The 15,015-nt window shown below is 46.5% G+C and carries 14 protein-coding genes; 8 read left to right on the top strand and 6 right to left on the bottom strand.

Annotated features, from left to right (window positions below):
• The first annotated feature begins 91 nt into the window (after positions 1 to 91).
• Positions 92 to 1,381, top strand: coding sequence for a glucose-1-phosphate adenylyltransferase (locus QUB04_RS06260; RefSeq protein ID WP_333282291.1), 1,290 nt, complete (start codon positions 92 to 94; stop codon positions 1,379 to 1,381).
• A 226-nt stretch (positions 1,382 to 1,607) separates the two neighbouring features.
• Here the strand turns inward: QUB04_RS06260 and QUB04_RS06255 are convergent, their stop codons facing one another.
• Positions 1,608 to 1,811: a hypothetical protein gene (locus tag QUB04_RS06255; protein WP_333084483.1), complete on the bottom strand. Its 204-nt coding sequence runs from the start codon at positions 1,809 to 1,811 to the stop codon at positions 1,608 to 1,610.
• A 249-nt stretch (positions 1,812 to 2,060) separates the two neighbouring features.
• On the opposite strand from QUB04_RS06255, the gene QUB04_RS06250 reads away from it, so the two are divergent.
• Entirely contained in the window at positions 2,061 to 2,354 is a 294-nt protein-coding gene (locus QUB04_RS06250) for a hypothetical protein (RefSeq protein WP_333282287.1), read from the top strand.
• A 348-nt stretch (positions 2,355 to 2,702) separates the two neighbouring features.
• On the top strand, positions 2,703 to 3,710 hold the full coding sequence (locus QUB04_RS06245; RefSeq protein ID WP_333282284.1) for a J domain-containing protein: 1,008 nt from the start codon (positions 2,703 to 2,705) through the stop codon (positions 3,708 to 3,710).
• Positions 3,711 to 3,872: 162 nt separating this feature from the next.
• Here QUB04_RS06245 and QUB04_RS06240 read toward each other — a convergent pair whose 3' ends face one another.
• The 5 genes from QUB04_RS06240 to QUB04_RS06220 form a co-directional block, all read right to left on the bottom strand.
• Positions 3,873 to 4,148 carry a DUF1816 domain-containing protein gene (locus tag QUB04_RS06240; protein ID WP_333282281.1) on the bottom strand — a complete coding sequence of 92 codons (276 nt, stop codon included), beginning with the start codon at positions 4,146 to 4,148 and terminating at the stop codon, positions 3,873 to 3,875.
• Positions 4,149 to 4,517: 369 nt separating this feature from the next.
• The gene (locus tag QUB04_RS06235; protein WP_333198949.1) at positions 4,518 to 4,808 is read right to left on the bottom strand and encodes a DUF1816 domain-containing protein; all 291 of its coding nucleotides are present in this window, start codon (positions 4,806 to 4,808) and stop codon (positions 4,518 to 4,520) included.
• A 666-nt stretch (positions 4,809 to 5,474) separates the two neighbouring features.
• Positions 5,475 to 6,230, bottom strand: coding sequence for a DUF2993 domain-containing protein (locus tag QUB04_RS06230; protein ID WP_333035730.1), 756 nt, complete (start codon positions 6,228 to 6,230; stop codon positions 5,475 to 5,477).
• A gap of 127 nt (positions 6,231 to 6,357) precedes the next feature.
• Positions 6,358 to 6,951 (bottom strand): pentapeptide repeat-containing protein, encoded by a 594-nt coding sequence (locus QUB04_RS06225; RefSeq protein WP_333282278.1) that lies wholly within the window; start codon positions 6,949 to 6,951, stop codon positions 6,358 to 6,360.
• Between the two features lie 101 nt (positions 6,952 to 7,052).
• Positions 7,053 to 8,465, bottom strand: a complete 1,413-nt coding sequence (locus tag QUB04_RS06220) for an HD domain-containing phosphohydrolase (RefSeq protein ID WP_333282275.1) — start codon at positions 8,463 to 8,465, stop codon at positions 7,053 to 7,055.
• 760 nt (positions 8,466 to 9,225) lie between these two features.
• On the opposite strand from QUB04_RS06220, the gene QUB04_RS06215 reads away from it, so the two are divergent.
• The 5 genes from QUB04_RS06215 (at position 9,226) to QUB04_RS06195 (ending at position 15,014) form a co-directional block, all read left to right on the top strand.
• The gene (locus tag QUB04_RS06215; RefSeq protein WP_333139373.1) at positions 9,226 to 9,963 is read left to right on the top strand and encodes a DUF2993 domain-containing protein; all 738 of its coding nucleotides are present in this window, start codon (positions 9,226 to 9,228) and stop codon (positions 9,961 to 9,963) included.
• 498 nt (positions 9,964 to 10,461) lie between these two features.
• Positions 10,462 to 11,034: a DUF6658 family protein gene (locus tag QUB04_RS06210; protein WP_333139375.1), complete on the top strand. Its 573-nt coding sequence runs from the start codon at positions 10,462 to 10,464 to the stop codon at positions 11,032 to 11,034.
• A gap of 1,218 nt (positions 11,035 to 12,252) precedes the next feature.
• The gene (locus tag QUB04_RS06205; protein WP_333282272.1) at positions 12,253 to 14,301 is read left to right on the top strand and encodes a SpoIIE family protein phosphatase; all 2,049 of its coding nucleotides are present in this window, start codon (positions 12,253 to 12,255) and stop codon (positions 14,299 to 14,301) included.
• Complete coding sequence (locus tag QUB04_RS06200; RefSeq protein WP_333282269.1) at positions 14,298 to 14,426, top strand: hypothetical protein; 129 nt, start codon at positions 14,298 to 14,300, stop codon at positions 14,424 to 14,426. Before QUB04_RS06205 ends, QUB04_RS06200 begins: the two co-directional genes overlap by 4 nt.
• 123 nt (positions 14,427 to 14,549) lie before the next feature.
• Entirely contained in the window at positions 14,550 to 15,014 is a 465-nt protein-coding gene (locus QUB04_RS06195) for an MHYT domain-containing protein (RefSeq protein ID WP_333282267.1), read from the top strand.
• The last annotated feature ends 1 nt before the right edge of the window (position 15,015 follow it).

The following is a 15,015-nucleotide window of genomic DNA, read 5'->3' as shown; positions in this document are numbered from 1 at the left end:
TCAAAACTTCCTTGCTCCCCCCCCTTGTCAAGAAGCCCTCACCATCCGACACTGTACTTGGAGAGTTAATCGACCCTAGGGAGAAAGTTCCTTGAAAAAAGTTTTAGCCATCATCCTCGGTGGCGGTGTAGGCACCCGCCTTTACCCCCTAACCAAATTGCGAGCCAAACCCGCAGTTCCCCTCGCAGGCAAATATCGCCTCATCGATATTCCTCTCAGCAACTGCATCAACTCGGAAATAGTCAAAATCTACGTCCTCACGCAATTCAACTCGGCATCCCTGAACCGTCACATCGCTCGCACCTACCAGTTTTCCGGCTTCACCGAGGGATTTGCCGAGGTGCTCGCCGCCCAGCAAACTCAGGAAAACCCCAACTGGTTTCAAGGGACAGCCGACGCAGTTCGCCAATATCTCTGGCTGCTAGAAGAGTGGGACGTTGACGAATACTTAATTCTTTCGGGCGATCACCTCTACCGCATGGACTACCAGAAGTTTGTGCAGAGACACCGCGAAACCAACGCCGATATCACCCTCTCGGTTTTGCCTATGGACGAGAAGCGGGCCTCGGATTTTGGTTTGATGAAAATAGACGACAACGGCCGCATTGTTTCTTTCAGCGAAAAGCCAAAAGGCGATGCGCTCAAACAAATGCAGGTGGATACTACTAAACTGGGACTGACAGCGCAGCAGGCTCAGGAAAGTCCTTACATTGCTTCGATGGGGATTTACGTCTTCAAAAAAGAAGTTCTGATTAAACTTCTGAAAGAATCTCCCAACCAAACTGATTTTGGTAAAGAGATTATTCCGAATAATGCAAAAAACCACAACGTTCAAGCTTATTTGTTTGACGATTATTGGGAAGATATCGGAACCATTGAGGCTTTTTACGATGCTAACTTGGCTCTGACAAAACAGCCTCAGCCGCCTTTCAGTTTCTACGATGAAAATGCGCCGATTTATACTCGCCCGCGTTTCTTGCCGCCGACTAAGCTTTTAGATACTCACGTGACTGAATCGATTATTGCTGAAGGCTGCATTCTCAAACAGTGCCGGATCGACCATTCTGTGTTGGGAGTTCGATCGCGCATCGAAGCTGGATGTACGATTCAAGACACCCTGGTGATGGGTGCTGACTTCTACGAACCCGACGCCGAACGGCATTCGAGTTTGGACAGCGGCGGCGTCGCCCTCGGTATCGGTGCAGATACTACAATTCGCCGCGCGATTGTGGATAAAAATGCCCGCATCGGCCGCAATGTTCAAATAATTAATAAAGACCGAGTGGAAGAAGCCAACCGCGAAAACCAAGGTTTTTACATCCGCAGCGGCATTATCGTAGTTCTGAAAAATGCCACGATTCCTGATGGAACTATCATTTAGTTATTAGTCATTAGTCATTAGTCGTCAGTCATTAGTTTTTTAAGTTAAAATCTGTTACCTGCTTTTCAAGTGACTGATGATAAATAATGAAATTAGTGACAGATCACCAATGACCGATGACTGATGACTGATGACGAAATTCATTCTTTTTTTTGTTGATTATTAATTCCCACCGCTGATGCGAGGTTGTCGAAATACTTGGCTTTCTTCCAAGGCTCGCGCATTATTAATAAGCGACAGTCTCTGTTACTGTCTGCCGCGATACAGATATGTCCGCTCGCCTGCGTCTGGCGAATAGCTTCTGATTTTTGTATTTGCGCTGGTAGCACGACTGACAAATACGCTGCCCGTTTCTGAGTACCACAGCACTCTCGGAACTATCTTTCCAATCGTCGCAGCAGCCACAAGGCCAACTTAGCAAATAATTCATAATGTTAGGACCCTGGTACAGTTAAAAGCTTATCGCTCTACTATCCTATCTTAATGTTTTATAAAAGTGTGTGATGTAGCTAACAGACAGGGGAGAAATTATGTTATATTAGTTTGATTAAAATCTATTCAGAGGTTGTAAAAATAAAATTCTCTAGCACGGGTCTGATGTGAATAAAAAATATCTAGAAATTTTGTGTAAAAACGGCGCAATTTAGGGTATTATATAGTCACAATTCAGACACCAGATTTGACCGAACTTGCTGATGAAAACCTGCTAAGATTTGGATTGGGTGATCAAGCTCAGATCGAGAAGTTCGTAGGCGTAAGCCGGGGCGTAGCCATCGCACCGCGCCCCGGAAAAAAAGAGCAAAAAAGCTCGATCGTCCGCGCAAGTCAACCCTCCTGGGCTCGCGCCCGCAACAGCAGCAGCTTTCCCCCCCTCACCTCAATCGGGCTGCCGCCTCCCGAAAGCCCTCAGCCTCATAACTCCCCAAAAGTTTTCGCCGCAGGAGTTTCACCGTCTCAAAGCTCACAGGTATAGCAACGGCCTATAGGGTAAGGACGTTCCTTAATTGAGGAAAGCATTGTTTTTGCTGTCGAATGCCAAAATCATTTCTAGAGCCGACTGCTCCGGCTGCCTTGTGCACGAGAGAGCCGAATGCTATAAAATCTTAAACAGCAGCGGAGTGCGGAAATTGCGATCGAACGCCCAGCAACAACCGAACTCGATCGAGTCCCAACCTTTGATAACCTATAATTTGAATGAGATGTCGCAGGCACTTCGGCTCCTGGCATTATACTAATGCGCCATCCTGCGGCTAATTTGGGATTTATTCTTTCTAACAACTAACAACTAACAAATAACAACTAATAAAGAGGGGATTGCTTAATGGCTGCAACAGATTTTAAAGACTATTACGCTATTTTGGGACTCAACAAAACTGCCACTTCTGACGAATTAAAAAAAACTTTCCGTAAACTAGCCCGCAAATATCACCCGGACATGAACCCCGGCAACAAAGAAGCCGAAGCTCGTTTTAAAGAAGTAAACGAAGCTTACGAAGTGCTCTCAGACCCTGAAAAACGCAAAAAATACGATCAATACGGTCAATACTGGAAGCAAGCTGCCACAACTCCAGGTGGGTGGCCGGGCGGGGGCAGTACGAATGTAGACTTTGGCGGGGTTGACTTCAGCGAGTACGGCAGTTTTGACGAATTTATCAATGCCTTGTTAGGTCGCGCAGGTAGTAGTCCGGGTAGTGCCCGCAACGCCAAGTGGAATTACAGCAACTACCGCACCAGCGGCGGGCCCACCGGGTTTGGCGGATTTGAAGATTTCGCGGGGTACGAAAACCGCACCGCAGGAAGCTCTCTCGACACCGAGGTCGCCATTTCCCTGACTCTGGGGGAAGCATTTCGGGGAACTTCTAAGCGAGTCGCCACGGGCGAAGTTTCGATTCCAGCCGGAGTTAAAACCGGCAGCAAAATTCGGATAAAAGGCAAAGGTCAAGTTGACCAGTACACGAAGCAGCAGGGAGATTTGTACCTAAAACTAGAAGTGTTGCCTCACCCTTTCTTCCAGTTTGAGGGAGAGAATTTGGTCTGCGAAGTCCCGATAACTCCCGACGAAGCGGTGTTGGGATCTTCAATTGAAGTGCCGGCGCCTGAAGGTATGATCACTGTGAAATTTCCAGCCGGGATTCGTTCGGGTCAGTCTTTGCGGTTGCGGGGCAAAGGATGGCCGAAACCCAAGAAAGACGAGCGGACTGATTTGTTAGTAAAAATTGCGATCGTGCCACCGAAAGAACTCACCACTCTCGAACGCGAGGCCTACGAGAAAATTCAAGCAAATCGTACTTTTAATCCTCGCAGTAATCTCAATCAGATGGTGCTTTGAAAAAACGTGCATTTATCGGGGGCAAATAATACCATTTCTTCAATATTCGCCAGGGACACAGCATTGTTGTGTCCCTACAGTATGCAAGCGCGATCTCATTTTAAAAAAACCCTGTTAACAAGTCAAATTTTATTCGCCGGTAATTTGCACTTTCCCACCTTCTCAAGACTCTTCACTAGCTCTTAGCTGAGTAGGTTGACTACCTTGTTTGATGTTGATGCTAATTTTTTTAGAGCCTTTGTTCTCCAAGTCTCGGATGTAGTAGTTCGAGTTGTCGGAAGCTTCCTGTCTGCTGTCATAGGGCCCAAAGTAATAGGTACTCTTTGGCGAATCTGTATCCACTTCTACCCACCATTCGTCGCGGCGAGTGCTGCCAGCAGGTTGAGCTAGCACCCAAAAAGCCGTGAAAAACATACCCAACATAGAGATTTCAAACATATTTACCTCTGGGAAGATTTAAGTAGTTTTTACTGTTCTCAATTTATCAACGCAACCCGAGCGATCGGCTCATCCTCAGTGCTGATTTGATCCCGATAACTTTTGGCAGTTAATGGTGGATAAAATCTGCACTTTGATGGAGATGATTCCGACTTTTCAGCCACCACTACAAATACCAAGTCCGCAAGGTAAGGACTAGGCCAAGCTGAGGCTTAATATTATTGTTGAGGCTTGAGGTAATTGAAAACTCAAACAAAACTTAGGCTCTCTTGAGGCTCAGAAACCGGGTTATTTAACAGATACCCCTGGCGATAGATGGAGTATTTTCGTCAAAAAACCCGGTTTCTGGAGTCTGGACTATCAAAATTCTTAAGCCGCGATACCCTCTGAGAATTCACTGTCGCAAATCGTGAGTTCCGAAGGCTGACACCGTTTGATGCGGATGCTAACTCTTTTGGCTTTCTCGCTTTCCAGGTCTTCGATGTAGCCCGGAATATTGCTGGAGGCTTCTTTGTCGGTGTCGAAGGGGCCAAAATAGTAGGTACAGCGGGGCAAATCTGTGACGATTTCTACCCACCATTTCTCAGGGCTGCGGGGGCTGGAGCCAGCAAACACGGACAATACTGCGACGTAGATACAAAATAAATAAATTCCGAGCATTTTTCCTCTTTTGGGGTTATTTATTTTCTCACAGGACTTACGCCCTCGCGACTCTCATCAACCGGGTTCTTCAACTCCTGGCGATCGCCCTTTACCAGAGAATTTCGTTCCTCAAACCCGGTTTCTGCGTTTAGAATTGTCTAAGTTTATCAAAGTAATTTGTGCGATCGCCTCAACCTGAGTGCTGATTTTGAGGCGAGAATAGAATCCCAGTGAATCAACTATTTTGCATTTAAATTTAAGCTTGATGGTGGGCTAGGAGTGGCGACCCCACAAGAGTTTAAGTACGCAGTAGTCGAGCGATTAAATGCGCGACAGCTTACTTCGCGCAATACGCCGGAATATATAGAATTTCTTGGGCAGATGAGCTATGAAATCAAACTTAATAACCTTGGCAACACAGGTTTCGGTGTATCCAATTTTTGTGAGAAAGGCTATATAGTCTAGGCGATTGCTTCGCGTATAGCTGACAATGACATCTAGCTTGGCCACACAGGTTCCGGTGTACCCAATTTTTGCGATCGAGACTATAGCGCGACCTTACGCTAGCAGCGCCACAGCTTAAAAACTGTCGCTAAAATAGCAAAACCCGCCTGGGCGGGTTTTGTTGTTAAGCTATAAAATTCCTCAAACAAATCGGATTTGGCCAGCTCAGCAGGCTGAGGCTTAGCGCTTGCCTTTGGGGAATTGCTCGATACCAGCCCAACCGTAGAAAACCAGCTCGTCGTTCTGAACTCGGCAGCGGTCTACTCGCAGTTGAGTGCCTTCTAAGGCAAATTTGTCTAAGTCTAGCAAGTTATTTACGTGGGCAATTATAGCTTGACCCAAGTCTACTGCTTGCTCGTCACCGCCGTAAGTAACGCTGACAAATTGGATTTTGCGTCTGTCTTCTACTTGCAATTGAGCAGTAATATCTATTTTGACCGGTTCGCTGGCATCGCCTACGGTAATTTCGGACTGAAGCCGAATTGATTTGTCGGTTCCGAAGCTGACTTCAGTGTTTTGAAAGTGCAGAGATTGCTCTTGGTACTTCAGCTTCTGGAGTTTTTCAACTACAAAAGGTGTATTGAATGAGGTGGTTAAATCCGATCGACTTAAGACTACTCGCATATTTGCCTGGGTAGGCTGCCGTAATTTCACTTGACCTGCAAAAATCGCTCCAAAATCAATGGAGAGTGCTTGCAGGTAGAGTTCCATCACTTCTATGCGAAGGCCGTTGTACATCAACATACCTTTGCCAACGAAGTCGAAACCGTCGATGCTTCCCTGCAAGAGTTTGGCTACTGGTTCGACTCGGATGTTGGCCTCGGCCTTTTCAGAACGCTTGAATAAGGCTGCGATCGCAGCTCCTGCTACTTTACTAACAAGGCGATCGCCACTTTGACCTTGAAAGGATGTACCGCTAAACAAAGCTGCTACCATTTATTCGTTTGCTCATCTACAGTCGCCATTATAACCCTATATTAAGAAATGTAAAAATCGCTTGTGCTTATTCACCTCATAAGCAGATCTTGTTTTTTGTCTGTCTTCTAAACAACATTCTTGAAATTTAAAGGCTCAGGGGGGTGCCTTGGAGACAAGCGCGATCGAGCAAAGCTCCATCCCAAAGGGTTTTTTCCATCATGGCGCAAAGCAAATTAGCCCCCGTCAGGTTAGCGCCCCGCAGTACGGCTCCATTCAGGATCGCTTCTTCCAAGTCAGCTCCTGACAAATCAGCGCCGGACAAATTGGCATGGCTCAAATCGGCACCAAGCAAAATTGCCCTAGCCAAAGCAGCGCCCCGCAAATCGGCACCGCGCAAATCGACACCGCTCAAATCCAAATTGCCGATGGATGCCGCCGTCAAAAAAGCACCCCCAAAACTTGCGTCGCGGACTAAAGCGTTAGCGAAGGAAACTCCCCGCAAATCGGCATTGCGAAAATCTGCGCCTCGCAAGTCAGCGCCGCTCAAGTCAGCGCCTCGGAGGTTGGCTCGCAATACTGCCCGCTGCAAGTTAGCGCCGGCGAGATTAGCTCCACTCAAGTTGGCTTGAGACAAGTTAGCACCCGCGAGATCCGCTCCCGCTAAGTCTTTGCCGGCTAAATCAGTGCCGACCAACATCAAAATTTTGCCTTTGCGTATGGCTTCGAGGTCATTAGTCATTAGTCAGTTGTCAGTTGTTGGTTGTCAGTTGTTGGTTAACAGTCAACAGTCAACAGTCAACAGTCAACAGTCAACAGTCAACAGTCAACAGTCGAGTTATTTTATAATGCCGGAGCGGCCGAGGTCGTTCGATCGCCCAAATCCTCCAACCACACGTTAGGCAGTTGGCTCGGGCGAGTTGGTAACTCCATCAAACCAATTTCTGTCATTCTGACGACGTTGCTGAGAGTTTCCAGCAAAGCCGGATCGAAGCGAGTGCCCGACAGTTCGCGGCACTGTTTCAAAGCTTCGCTCAAACTCAAAGCCGGACGATCGCCACGCGGTTGAGTCAGTTCTTGAAAATAAGCGACCAACCCCAAAATCCGCGAAGTCATCGGTATCGCTTCGGCTCGCAAACCCTCTGGCCTGCCGCTGCCGTCCCAATATTCGAGTTTATGCTTGACAATTTCCGCTACAGGTGCTAGTTCCGGCATTGCTTGCAGCAGTTGGGAACCGATGAAACTGCGATCGCGCCAAAACGAGAAAGTTGCTTCGTCAAAAGCATCGGGAGTGCGATCGAACACCTCATTCGGGGCCGAAACTAAGCCGACTCGAAATAGCAATCCAGCCAGCCGCAGCCTCCGCAACTGCAAAGCCGGCAAATCGAGGATTTGACCCAAAGTTTCCGACAAAGCCGCCACCTGCAAAGACGCTGTAGGATTGGAGGTATCGCGTTCGTCTACGCGCTGGGCGATCCGCAGAAAAGCTTGAAGTTTGTTAGCGTTCAAATTGCGGCTGACGCGCAAAGCTTGACCTTCCAATTCCCACAACTCGCGGGTTTGGCGGTTAATTGCCACCATTTGCTGCTGAGAACTTTGCAGGTAAGTGACGATCCGCGATACCACCCCACTAATGTCGGCCAAGGGCGGGCCTTTAGTTGCCAGGATTTCGTGGTGCATTTCCAGCAAACTTTCGGCTAGGGGGGCGTTGTAATGTCGCGTCTGTTCTATAAAAATTTCTGCAGCAGCCGACACCAAAGACTGGTCAAACGACCACAAACCGTAGAACTTTCGTTCTATATCTACTTCCGGCTTGCCATCGGGCAAGTATTCCTGGTCTGAAAGTTCGCGACAAAGCACCATTGCTTTGTATGTCGGGGCGAGGATGATTAAATTCCATTCTTGGATTATGGGGTCGCTCTCATCGAGATTTATTAAAGATACATTTTCTAATTGAGCGGTTTTGTGGGTAGCGAAACCGCTGTCGGCTACTGCACCTATGACAACGCGCCGAGAGGCATTAGCAATATCTAGGTAGCGATCGGCTTCCTGTAAATACCATTTTCCCTGCTGAAACATCACCAAAACTAGGGGTTGGAGTTCGCTCTTGTCCCCGCCACTGGTTTGCAAAATGTGGTCTTCTAGGGCGTGACACAGGGCTACGAGGGTGTTTTTGAAGTATACCCCGTAGCTAGAAGGCAGTTTTCCGCCGGGAAGTGTAGCTTGTAGTCTAGCGAGAGTTGATTCTGAATTCATCAGAAAAATGAGCCTGAAACCCCGTCCTTCTAGGACGGCTTTACATTGGATTGGGGTGGAGGGGTATGGTTGCCCCTCCGTGGAGATGTGGTCTTCTCCAAAACTCCCTTACGGGTAAAGTTAGCACGCGCCTTTGTTTTGAGAGCTTGTTAAACTTGCAGCACTGTAAAGCGTGACCTTAAAACTGTTTAACTGCAAATGACAGAGCAGGGGACTAGCTTCGCATCAAGCGGGTCTCGTGACTCAAAAAACGTAGACCTCGAAAGTATACGGCCCGTCAGGACGGCTCGCAAGAATCTCTTACAAGCCTCATGCCTGATAGCTGAGGTTCCTGACTGCAAAAAGCGGTGCCTGCTCTTACTTATTGTAGCGGGCGATCGAACTTCTCGAAAAGACTTTTGGCAAAAATCCGAGTTTTTGATTTTTCCCCGCTTCGCAACCGAGTCAATCGATTTTAGATTTTAGATTTTAGATTTTAGCATTGAAGCATTGAAGCATTGACCCCACGGATAAATTCGGGGGGCAAGTTTCATCGGATACAGTTTTTTTATTTCGGGACAGATGAATCCGGGGGCTTGTATGCTGGATGCTTTCGGTCAATGTAGAGTGCGCCGAAGAGTACCTGATTAATTTTAGCAATTTTCTGGAAACCCTCTGTCTTTGGCTGAGTTTTTTTCAGACGAGAAACCAGCCGAGAGGAAGACGGTAAATGACTTAGGTATTAACTACTATTTTGAAAACAATATTAGGAATTCTGAGCGTGCTTCAACAAAATAGAAGTTTAGGGGAACAGGCGATCGACAAAGTGGCCGAGATTGCTATTGCGAGCAAATTAGACGAATCCGAAACTTTGTCTGTCACAGTTAACACCGATCCGATCCAGCTAGCCCAGGGTTCAGTAGAGGCCGTTGCGGTTGAGGGCACAGGGTTGGTAATGCAACAAGATTTGCGCGTGGAAGATTTGCAAATTCACATAAAGGATATTGCTGTCAATCCCCTGACCGCTATGTTTGGCAAAATTGAACTGAACGGGCCTGCCTTCGGTGCGGCGCGCGCAGTTTTAACAGAAAGCGATATCAACCGCGCTTTTAATTCCGAATACATCAGCAGGAAACTGAAAAACTTAAAAGTTACTGTTGAGGGACAACAGCAGACAATAGACGTTAAAACTATTGAGTGCCAATTGCTAGCTGGAAAAATCGCTTTAAATGCTGAGGTATTGGTGCAGGAAACTGCCTCTACTGAAAAAATTTATTTTACATCAAAACCTCAGATCGCAGCGGGCGGTTGGGCAATTTCTCTTCAGGATGTCGAGTATCCCGAAAACAAGGAATTTTCGCCGGAGTTAACAGCAGCTTTGGCGGACAAAGCTGGTGAGGTTTTAAACTTGCGAAATTTTGAAATTGAGGGAATGTCCCTGCGAATTCAGCAGCTAAATGTGGAAGCTGGTGTGCTGACTTTGCAAGCTGAAGCGAAAGTCGAAAAATTCCCAGAGTAGCAGTAGGGTTCTGAGGTTAGTAGCTGGTAGGGTGCGTCAGTGGATTGGAGATTTTAGATGTTATGTTTACTCCACAGATGAATCTGGGATGTTGAACAAGAGTCTAAAATTTTTCTAACTCCACGACAGCATTCGTTCGCAAGTATCCGTTTTTGGGCGTGGTCAAAAACAGAAAAGCTTTTGTCATCAAGCAATTCTTGGAACGCACGCACCCGAAGACTACGCTTTGAAACTACCTGGGCCCTTTTCTTGTCGGTCGGGTACGAGTGTCTCAACCAAACTTACTCTAGAAACCCGGTAAAAAAGCTGGGTTTCTAGATACCTGCGCGTAAGTCCTACCAAAAATAATCTCTCGAAGGCGATCGCCATTTTTAAATCCCTCTAAAGTTAGAAAAAAATAGATAGCAATTAGTGGCAAAATATCACCGCCGTTAGAGGCAGGTGTGGGGAGTTTATTTTTACTCTTGATAAGTAGTAGTAAAAAAATGGAAAATTTTTGTGAACACTGTAACTGCTTTTTTTAAAAGACTGCGTATCGGTCAAATTTTGACTGTATTTATGGCAGGTGTGCTGCTGTTTACCAGCACCGCTTGCAATGCCGGCGATACTCGAGGTGCTCGGCCTGAGAATCCTCCCGTCCAAATGGGAGGAATGAATAACCCTCACAAGGCCGGTGGTGATGGATATACGAATTATCAAATGTCTACTGACCCTAAAGTCAATCAATCGCCTGCTAAAGCAGAAAAGAATCGGGCTGATTTGTCGATCTTAGGCGATCGTCTCCTGGCCTCGACTACCGCTGAATCTAATTCCTCAAAGCTGCTTTATCCGGGTTCTGCACCGATGGAAACTGACAAGTTTGACCTCGAACTCGGCGGAGATAAAACTCTGTTAGATACGCCAGACGGACAGCCGGCTAAGGCTCAACCCGTATTCGATCGCAGCGATCCCGATGCCAATATTTTAGAGAGAGTAGGCGCCGCATTTAAGGATGCTTCTGGTTTCCTCAAAGATAGCGCTGAAGATGCCAAGGAAAGTTCCGTTACGAAACTCAATCCGCTGCAAAAATAAGCTAGCCGAACCAAAAATGATGTAGGGGCTGTCTGAAATTAGCCCCTACATAAATAATATAATTTATTGAAACTAGATAAACGCTTGTATATCTGCAATCTGCTCAACAATATTTACGTTTTTTATGCTTTTTTGATATGATGCAGAGCAATATATTTTACATCTTAGGTGATTTATGATGGGAATGCCCGACAGTATTTTTGGTAAATTTCACTCAGGTTGAATAACTCTCAGACATATTAATTAACCTGAACTATTTTACCATAAATTAAACTGACAGGGTTGTTGATTTCGTGAGCGACTCCAGCGACTAACTGTGCTAAACTCGACATTTGTTCGGAGTGAATTAGCTGAAGATGCCCAGGAAAGTTCCGTTACAAAGCTTAAATTTTAAGATTATTTTACTGATCCAGGAAAAACCCTAAACAGTTTTAGGCGTAAAGAAACATTGTAATGATGGATAAAATACCAGATAGCTCTCACATGATTGGAAAGCTTTTTATAAAATGACCGAGTTTTTATTACAATAACGAGATATCCCTGCCATCAGGGTGTTATTGAATCTTTCTATATCACAAGTTTTGCCCGTATCTCTCCCGACAGATTGGTGTCGCTTGCGAGGGAAAACTTTTTCCTATGCGACCTAAAAAGTTGTATAGTACAGGGCATATTGTCTGTAAACGGCTGAGAGCGAATCTCAGAAATCTGGGTCGCAAGAAAACAGGGATGTCTACAGCTTCATATAAAGCCTGTTTAGGCTTCGTTTGGGCTTAAAACGCAGTTTTTGTCCCGCTAAGCCAGGGATGATAAGCTGTGTTGCATCTAGATTGCCTATGGTACTAGAGAGGAAGAGGGGGGGAAGGGGAGAGGGGGAGAGGATTTGACGATTTTTGATCGGGACTCAAAATATACAATTTAAATGCACAACAGCTTATTACAATGCGGGTTTTGAAGCAACAGGTAGAAACTTCTAATAACGCCACGCAACAACTGGAAGCGATGCTAAAGGCGTAATTATTCTTAGTTAATCGCTATACCCGTGAAATCTTGGAAAAATACTTCTCGTAAATTCCAGCTTCGTACTGCCCTCGTCGTTCCCTTCGTTTTGCAAATCGTCGCGGCGGTGGGGTTGGTGGGTTATCTTTCCTTCGGCAATGGGCAAATTTTTCTGTAGCCAGCATTGACCCTTTGAATAGCCCATCCACTCATGGAAATCTTATGAAACTCCAAAGACAAATCCTCTTAACAACGATCGGGCTGGTTTCCCTTGCCCTGGTTCCCACCGTTGCTCTGCTGACCTGGACTTCCCGACACGCTCTCCTGGCACAGACTGAAGCACAAGGTAAGCAAGTCGCTCAATCCCTGGCTCGCAGTGCTCAGTTTGTTGAGAAAGTTCCCAAAGATGTGGAAAATACGATCGCAGACCATATGCTTGCCCAAGCCACGATCTCGGCTCACCTGGTTGCTATAGCTGAAGCAGCCAATCTCAGCCCCCAACAAATCAATCAACGGTTAAGTGCGATCGCCAAAAAATCCGTCGTGGAGGAGTTCTGGATTACGGATGAAACTGGACGGGCTTATTTGAAGAATGCTCCCTTCGCGTTCACGTTTAGTCCCGATCGGGCTAAACAACCCCAGGCGTCTATGTTTTGGCCCCTCCTAACAGGAGCAAAATCTACCGTTGTTCAGGATGCCCAGGTGAGAGAGTACGATAAGCAAATCTACAAATATGTGGCAGTAGCAGGGGTCGATCGTCGCCGGATTGTGCAGGTTGGGTATAACGCTTCGTTTATTGAGCGGTTGCGCCAACAAGTTGGAATCAATGGCTTGATCAAGCGATTGTTAACGAGTGGAGAAATCGGTGGCATCTGGGTGGTCGGTCTCAACGCCACCACCAATGCAACGGCTGTGGCAGACAATTCGGGATTGAGTCAAGAACTGAGTCCAACAGATACCCAAAGGTTGAAGGACAGTATAGCTCAAAAACTGACCCAAAGTTATCAAGAAGATGGTTTTTTGAAAGTTGCCACGCCGTTAATTGACGAGACAGGACAGATAACAGGGGCAATTCTGGTTTCACTCTCCACAAAACCTGTGCAGGCAGCGCTTCAGAATCAACTGTTATGGTCGCTGACAGTTTCAGCCGTGGTGCTAATAATCAGTTCGATCGTTGCCCTGCTGTTATCGCGGCGACTAACTCAGCCTGTGCTGCAATTAAGCGAGGCTGCATCTTCGTTGTCTACTGGCAACTGGGATCAAATTGTTCATGTCCAAGGGACTGATGAAATGCACGATCTAGCAACTGCATTCAACAAAATGAGCGGACAATTAAAGGAGTCTTTTGCAACACTTGAAGATAAAGTTAAAGAACGCACCGCAGAACTAGGAACCGCTAACGAAGAAATCATTGCCCTCAACGAGAGACTCAAGGAAGACAATCTCCGCATGGGTGCGGAATTGGATATCGTGCGTCAGATGCAGCAAATGATTCTGCCCAATGCTGAGGAACTGAAAATTGAAGGACTCGATATTGCCGCATACATGGAGGCCGCCGATGAAGTCGGCGGCGACTACTATGATGTCTTAAACACCGATGGCGTTGTCACTCTGGGCATCGGCGATGTCACTGGACATGGACTTGAAAGTGCCATCTTGATGCTGATGGCGCAAACCGCCGTTCGTACCCTCAAGGAGATACGTGAAGTAGACCCCGTTCGGTTCCTAGATGCGCTCAACCGCACCCTTTACAAAAACGTGCAGCGCATGAAATCTCACAAAAGCCTCACCCTAGGGATTTTAAATTACTCCCAAGGACTCGTCAGCATTAGCGGTCAGCATGAAGAAACAATTATTGTGCGAAACGGTGGACAGGTAGAACGTGTCGATACGATGGATTTAGGTTTTCCTATCGCCCTCCACGATGACATTGCTGAGTTCATCAGTCATATTTCAATGGAGCTACAGCTAGGAGATGGTATCGTGCTATATACCGATGGTATTCCCGAAGCAAAAGACATTAACAAAAAACAATATGGCGTGCAGGCCATGTGTGAAGTCCTTAGCAAAAACTGGCATTTATCGGCTGGGGAAATCAAGCAAGCGGTGATTGACGATGTGCGGCGACATATCGGCAATCAAAAAGTATTTGATGATATTACGCTGTTGGTTTTGAAGCGGACGGAATTAGGCCTCGAAACAGAGTCACAGCCTCAAGCAGCCGCAGTGGTTGAGAGCGATCGCCAATACCTCGAAACCATAAACTTATGACATCAAACGGGAAAATTGTCGGCGGGGCGATCGCCTTAGCAGTCAAATTTACGAAGAGGTGGTGCGATATCTCAAACGCAGCCCCCCAAAAGAGGCTGAATCTCAAGAGAACTTCCAAGCCATAGTCACAGTCTAAATTTTTATGAGACTAATCTATTAATGGTAGTTAAATACGATTTTTTGCTCGTCATCTTTTTATCATTATTGCCATTATTGCCTCCTATACCACCTTATAATTAACTGAGATAATGACTCCAAGAAACGGTGGAAATATTCGCTTAGGTTGGTTAATTTGTGGTTCTTTGACAATGGGAACGGGCATCTGGGCAATGCACTTGATAGGAATGCTGGCTTATTACCTGCCAGTAGCGATCGCCTACGATTTACCGATTATGATTGTGTCTTGGCTTGCTGCAGTCATTGCATCTGGCACAGCCTTCTACAGCTTGCATCGAGGTTTTGCACGCAGGTTCTCATTGTTAATCCCCGGTATTATCATGGGTTCAGGCATTGGGAGTATGCTTTATATTGGCATGGCGGCGATGCGAGTACCTGCCGAAATGCACCATAATTGCTGGATTGTGGCACTGTCTTTCTTAGTTGCCGTTATTTCTAAATCTATAAGGAAGTCCGATGTACGACTTGACGAGATTCACTTTAAGGGACATGGCCGAATGCGGGTTGGCTCTACGCCAGTTCGGCTTGGGGGTTGAA

Origin of the sequence: Microcoleus sp. D2_18a_B4, from assembly GCF_036702475.1 — a bacterium.
Classification (GTDB): Bacteria; Cyanobacteriota; Cyanobacteriia; order Cyanobacteriales; family Microcoleaceae; genus Microcoleus.
This window is presented reverse-complemented; position numbering and strand designations above follow the sequence as displayed.

Bases quoted from the DNA above. Each gene is read 5' to 3' on its own strand.
- QUB04_RS06255 (WP_333084483.1), bottom strand. From the start codon at position 1,811: ATGAATTATTTGCTAAGTTGGCCTTGTGGCTGCTGCGACGATTGGAAA.
- QUB04_RS06245 (WP_333282284.1), top strand. From the start codon at position 2,703: ATGGCTGCAACAGATTTTAAAGACTATTACGCTATTTTGGGACTCAAC.
- QUB04_RS06240 (WP_333282281.1), bottom strand. From the start codon at position 4,148: ATGTTTGAAATCTCTATGTTGGGTATGTTTTTCACGGCTTTTTGGGTG.
- QUB04_RS06235 (WP_333198949.1), bottom strand. From the start codon at position 4,808: ATGCTCGGAATTTATTTATTTTGTATCTACGTCGCAGTATTGTCCGTG.
- QUB04_RS06230 (WP_333035730.1), bottom strand. From the start codon at position 6,230: ATGGTAGCAGCTTTGTTTAGCGGTACATCCTTTCAAGGTCAAAGTGGC.
- QUB04_RS06225 (WP_333282278.1), bottom strand. From the start codon at position 6,951: ATGACTAATGACCTCGAAGCCATACGCAAAGGCAAAATTTTGATGTTG.
- QUB04_RS06220 (WP_333282275.1), bottom strand. From the start codon at position 8,465: ATGAATTCAGAATCAACTCTCGCTAGACTACAAGCTACACTTCCCGGC.
- QUB04_RS06205 (WP_333282272.1), top strand. From the start codon at position 12,253: ATGAAACTCCAAAGACAAATCCTCTTAACAACGATCGGGCTGGTTTCC.
- QUB04_RS06200 (WP_333282269.1), top strand. From the start codon at position 14,298: ATGACATCAAACGGGAAAATTGTCGGCGGGGCGATCGCCTTAGCAGTC.
- QUB04_RS06195 (WP_333282267.1), top strand. From the start codon at position 14,550: ATGACTCCAAGAAACGGTGGAAATATTCGCTTAGGTTGGTTAATTTGT.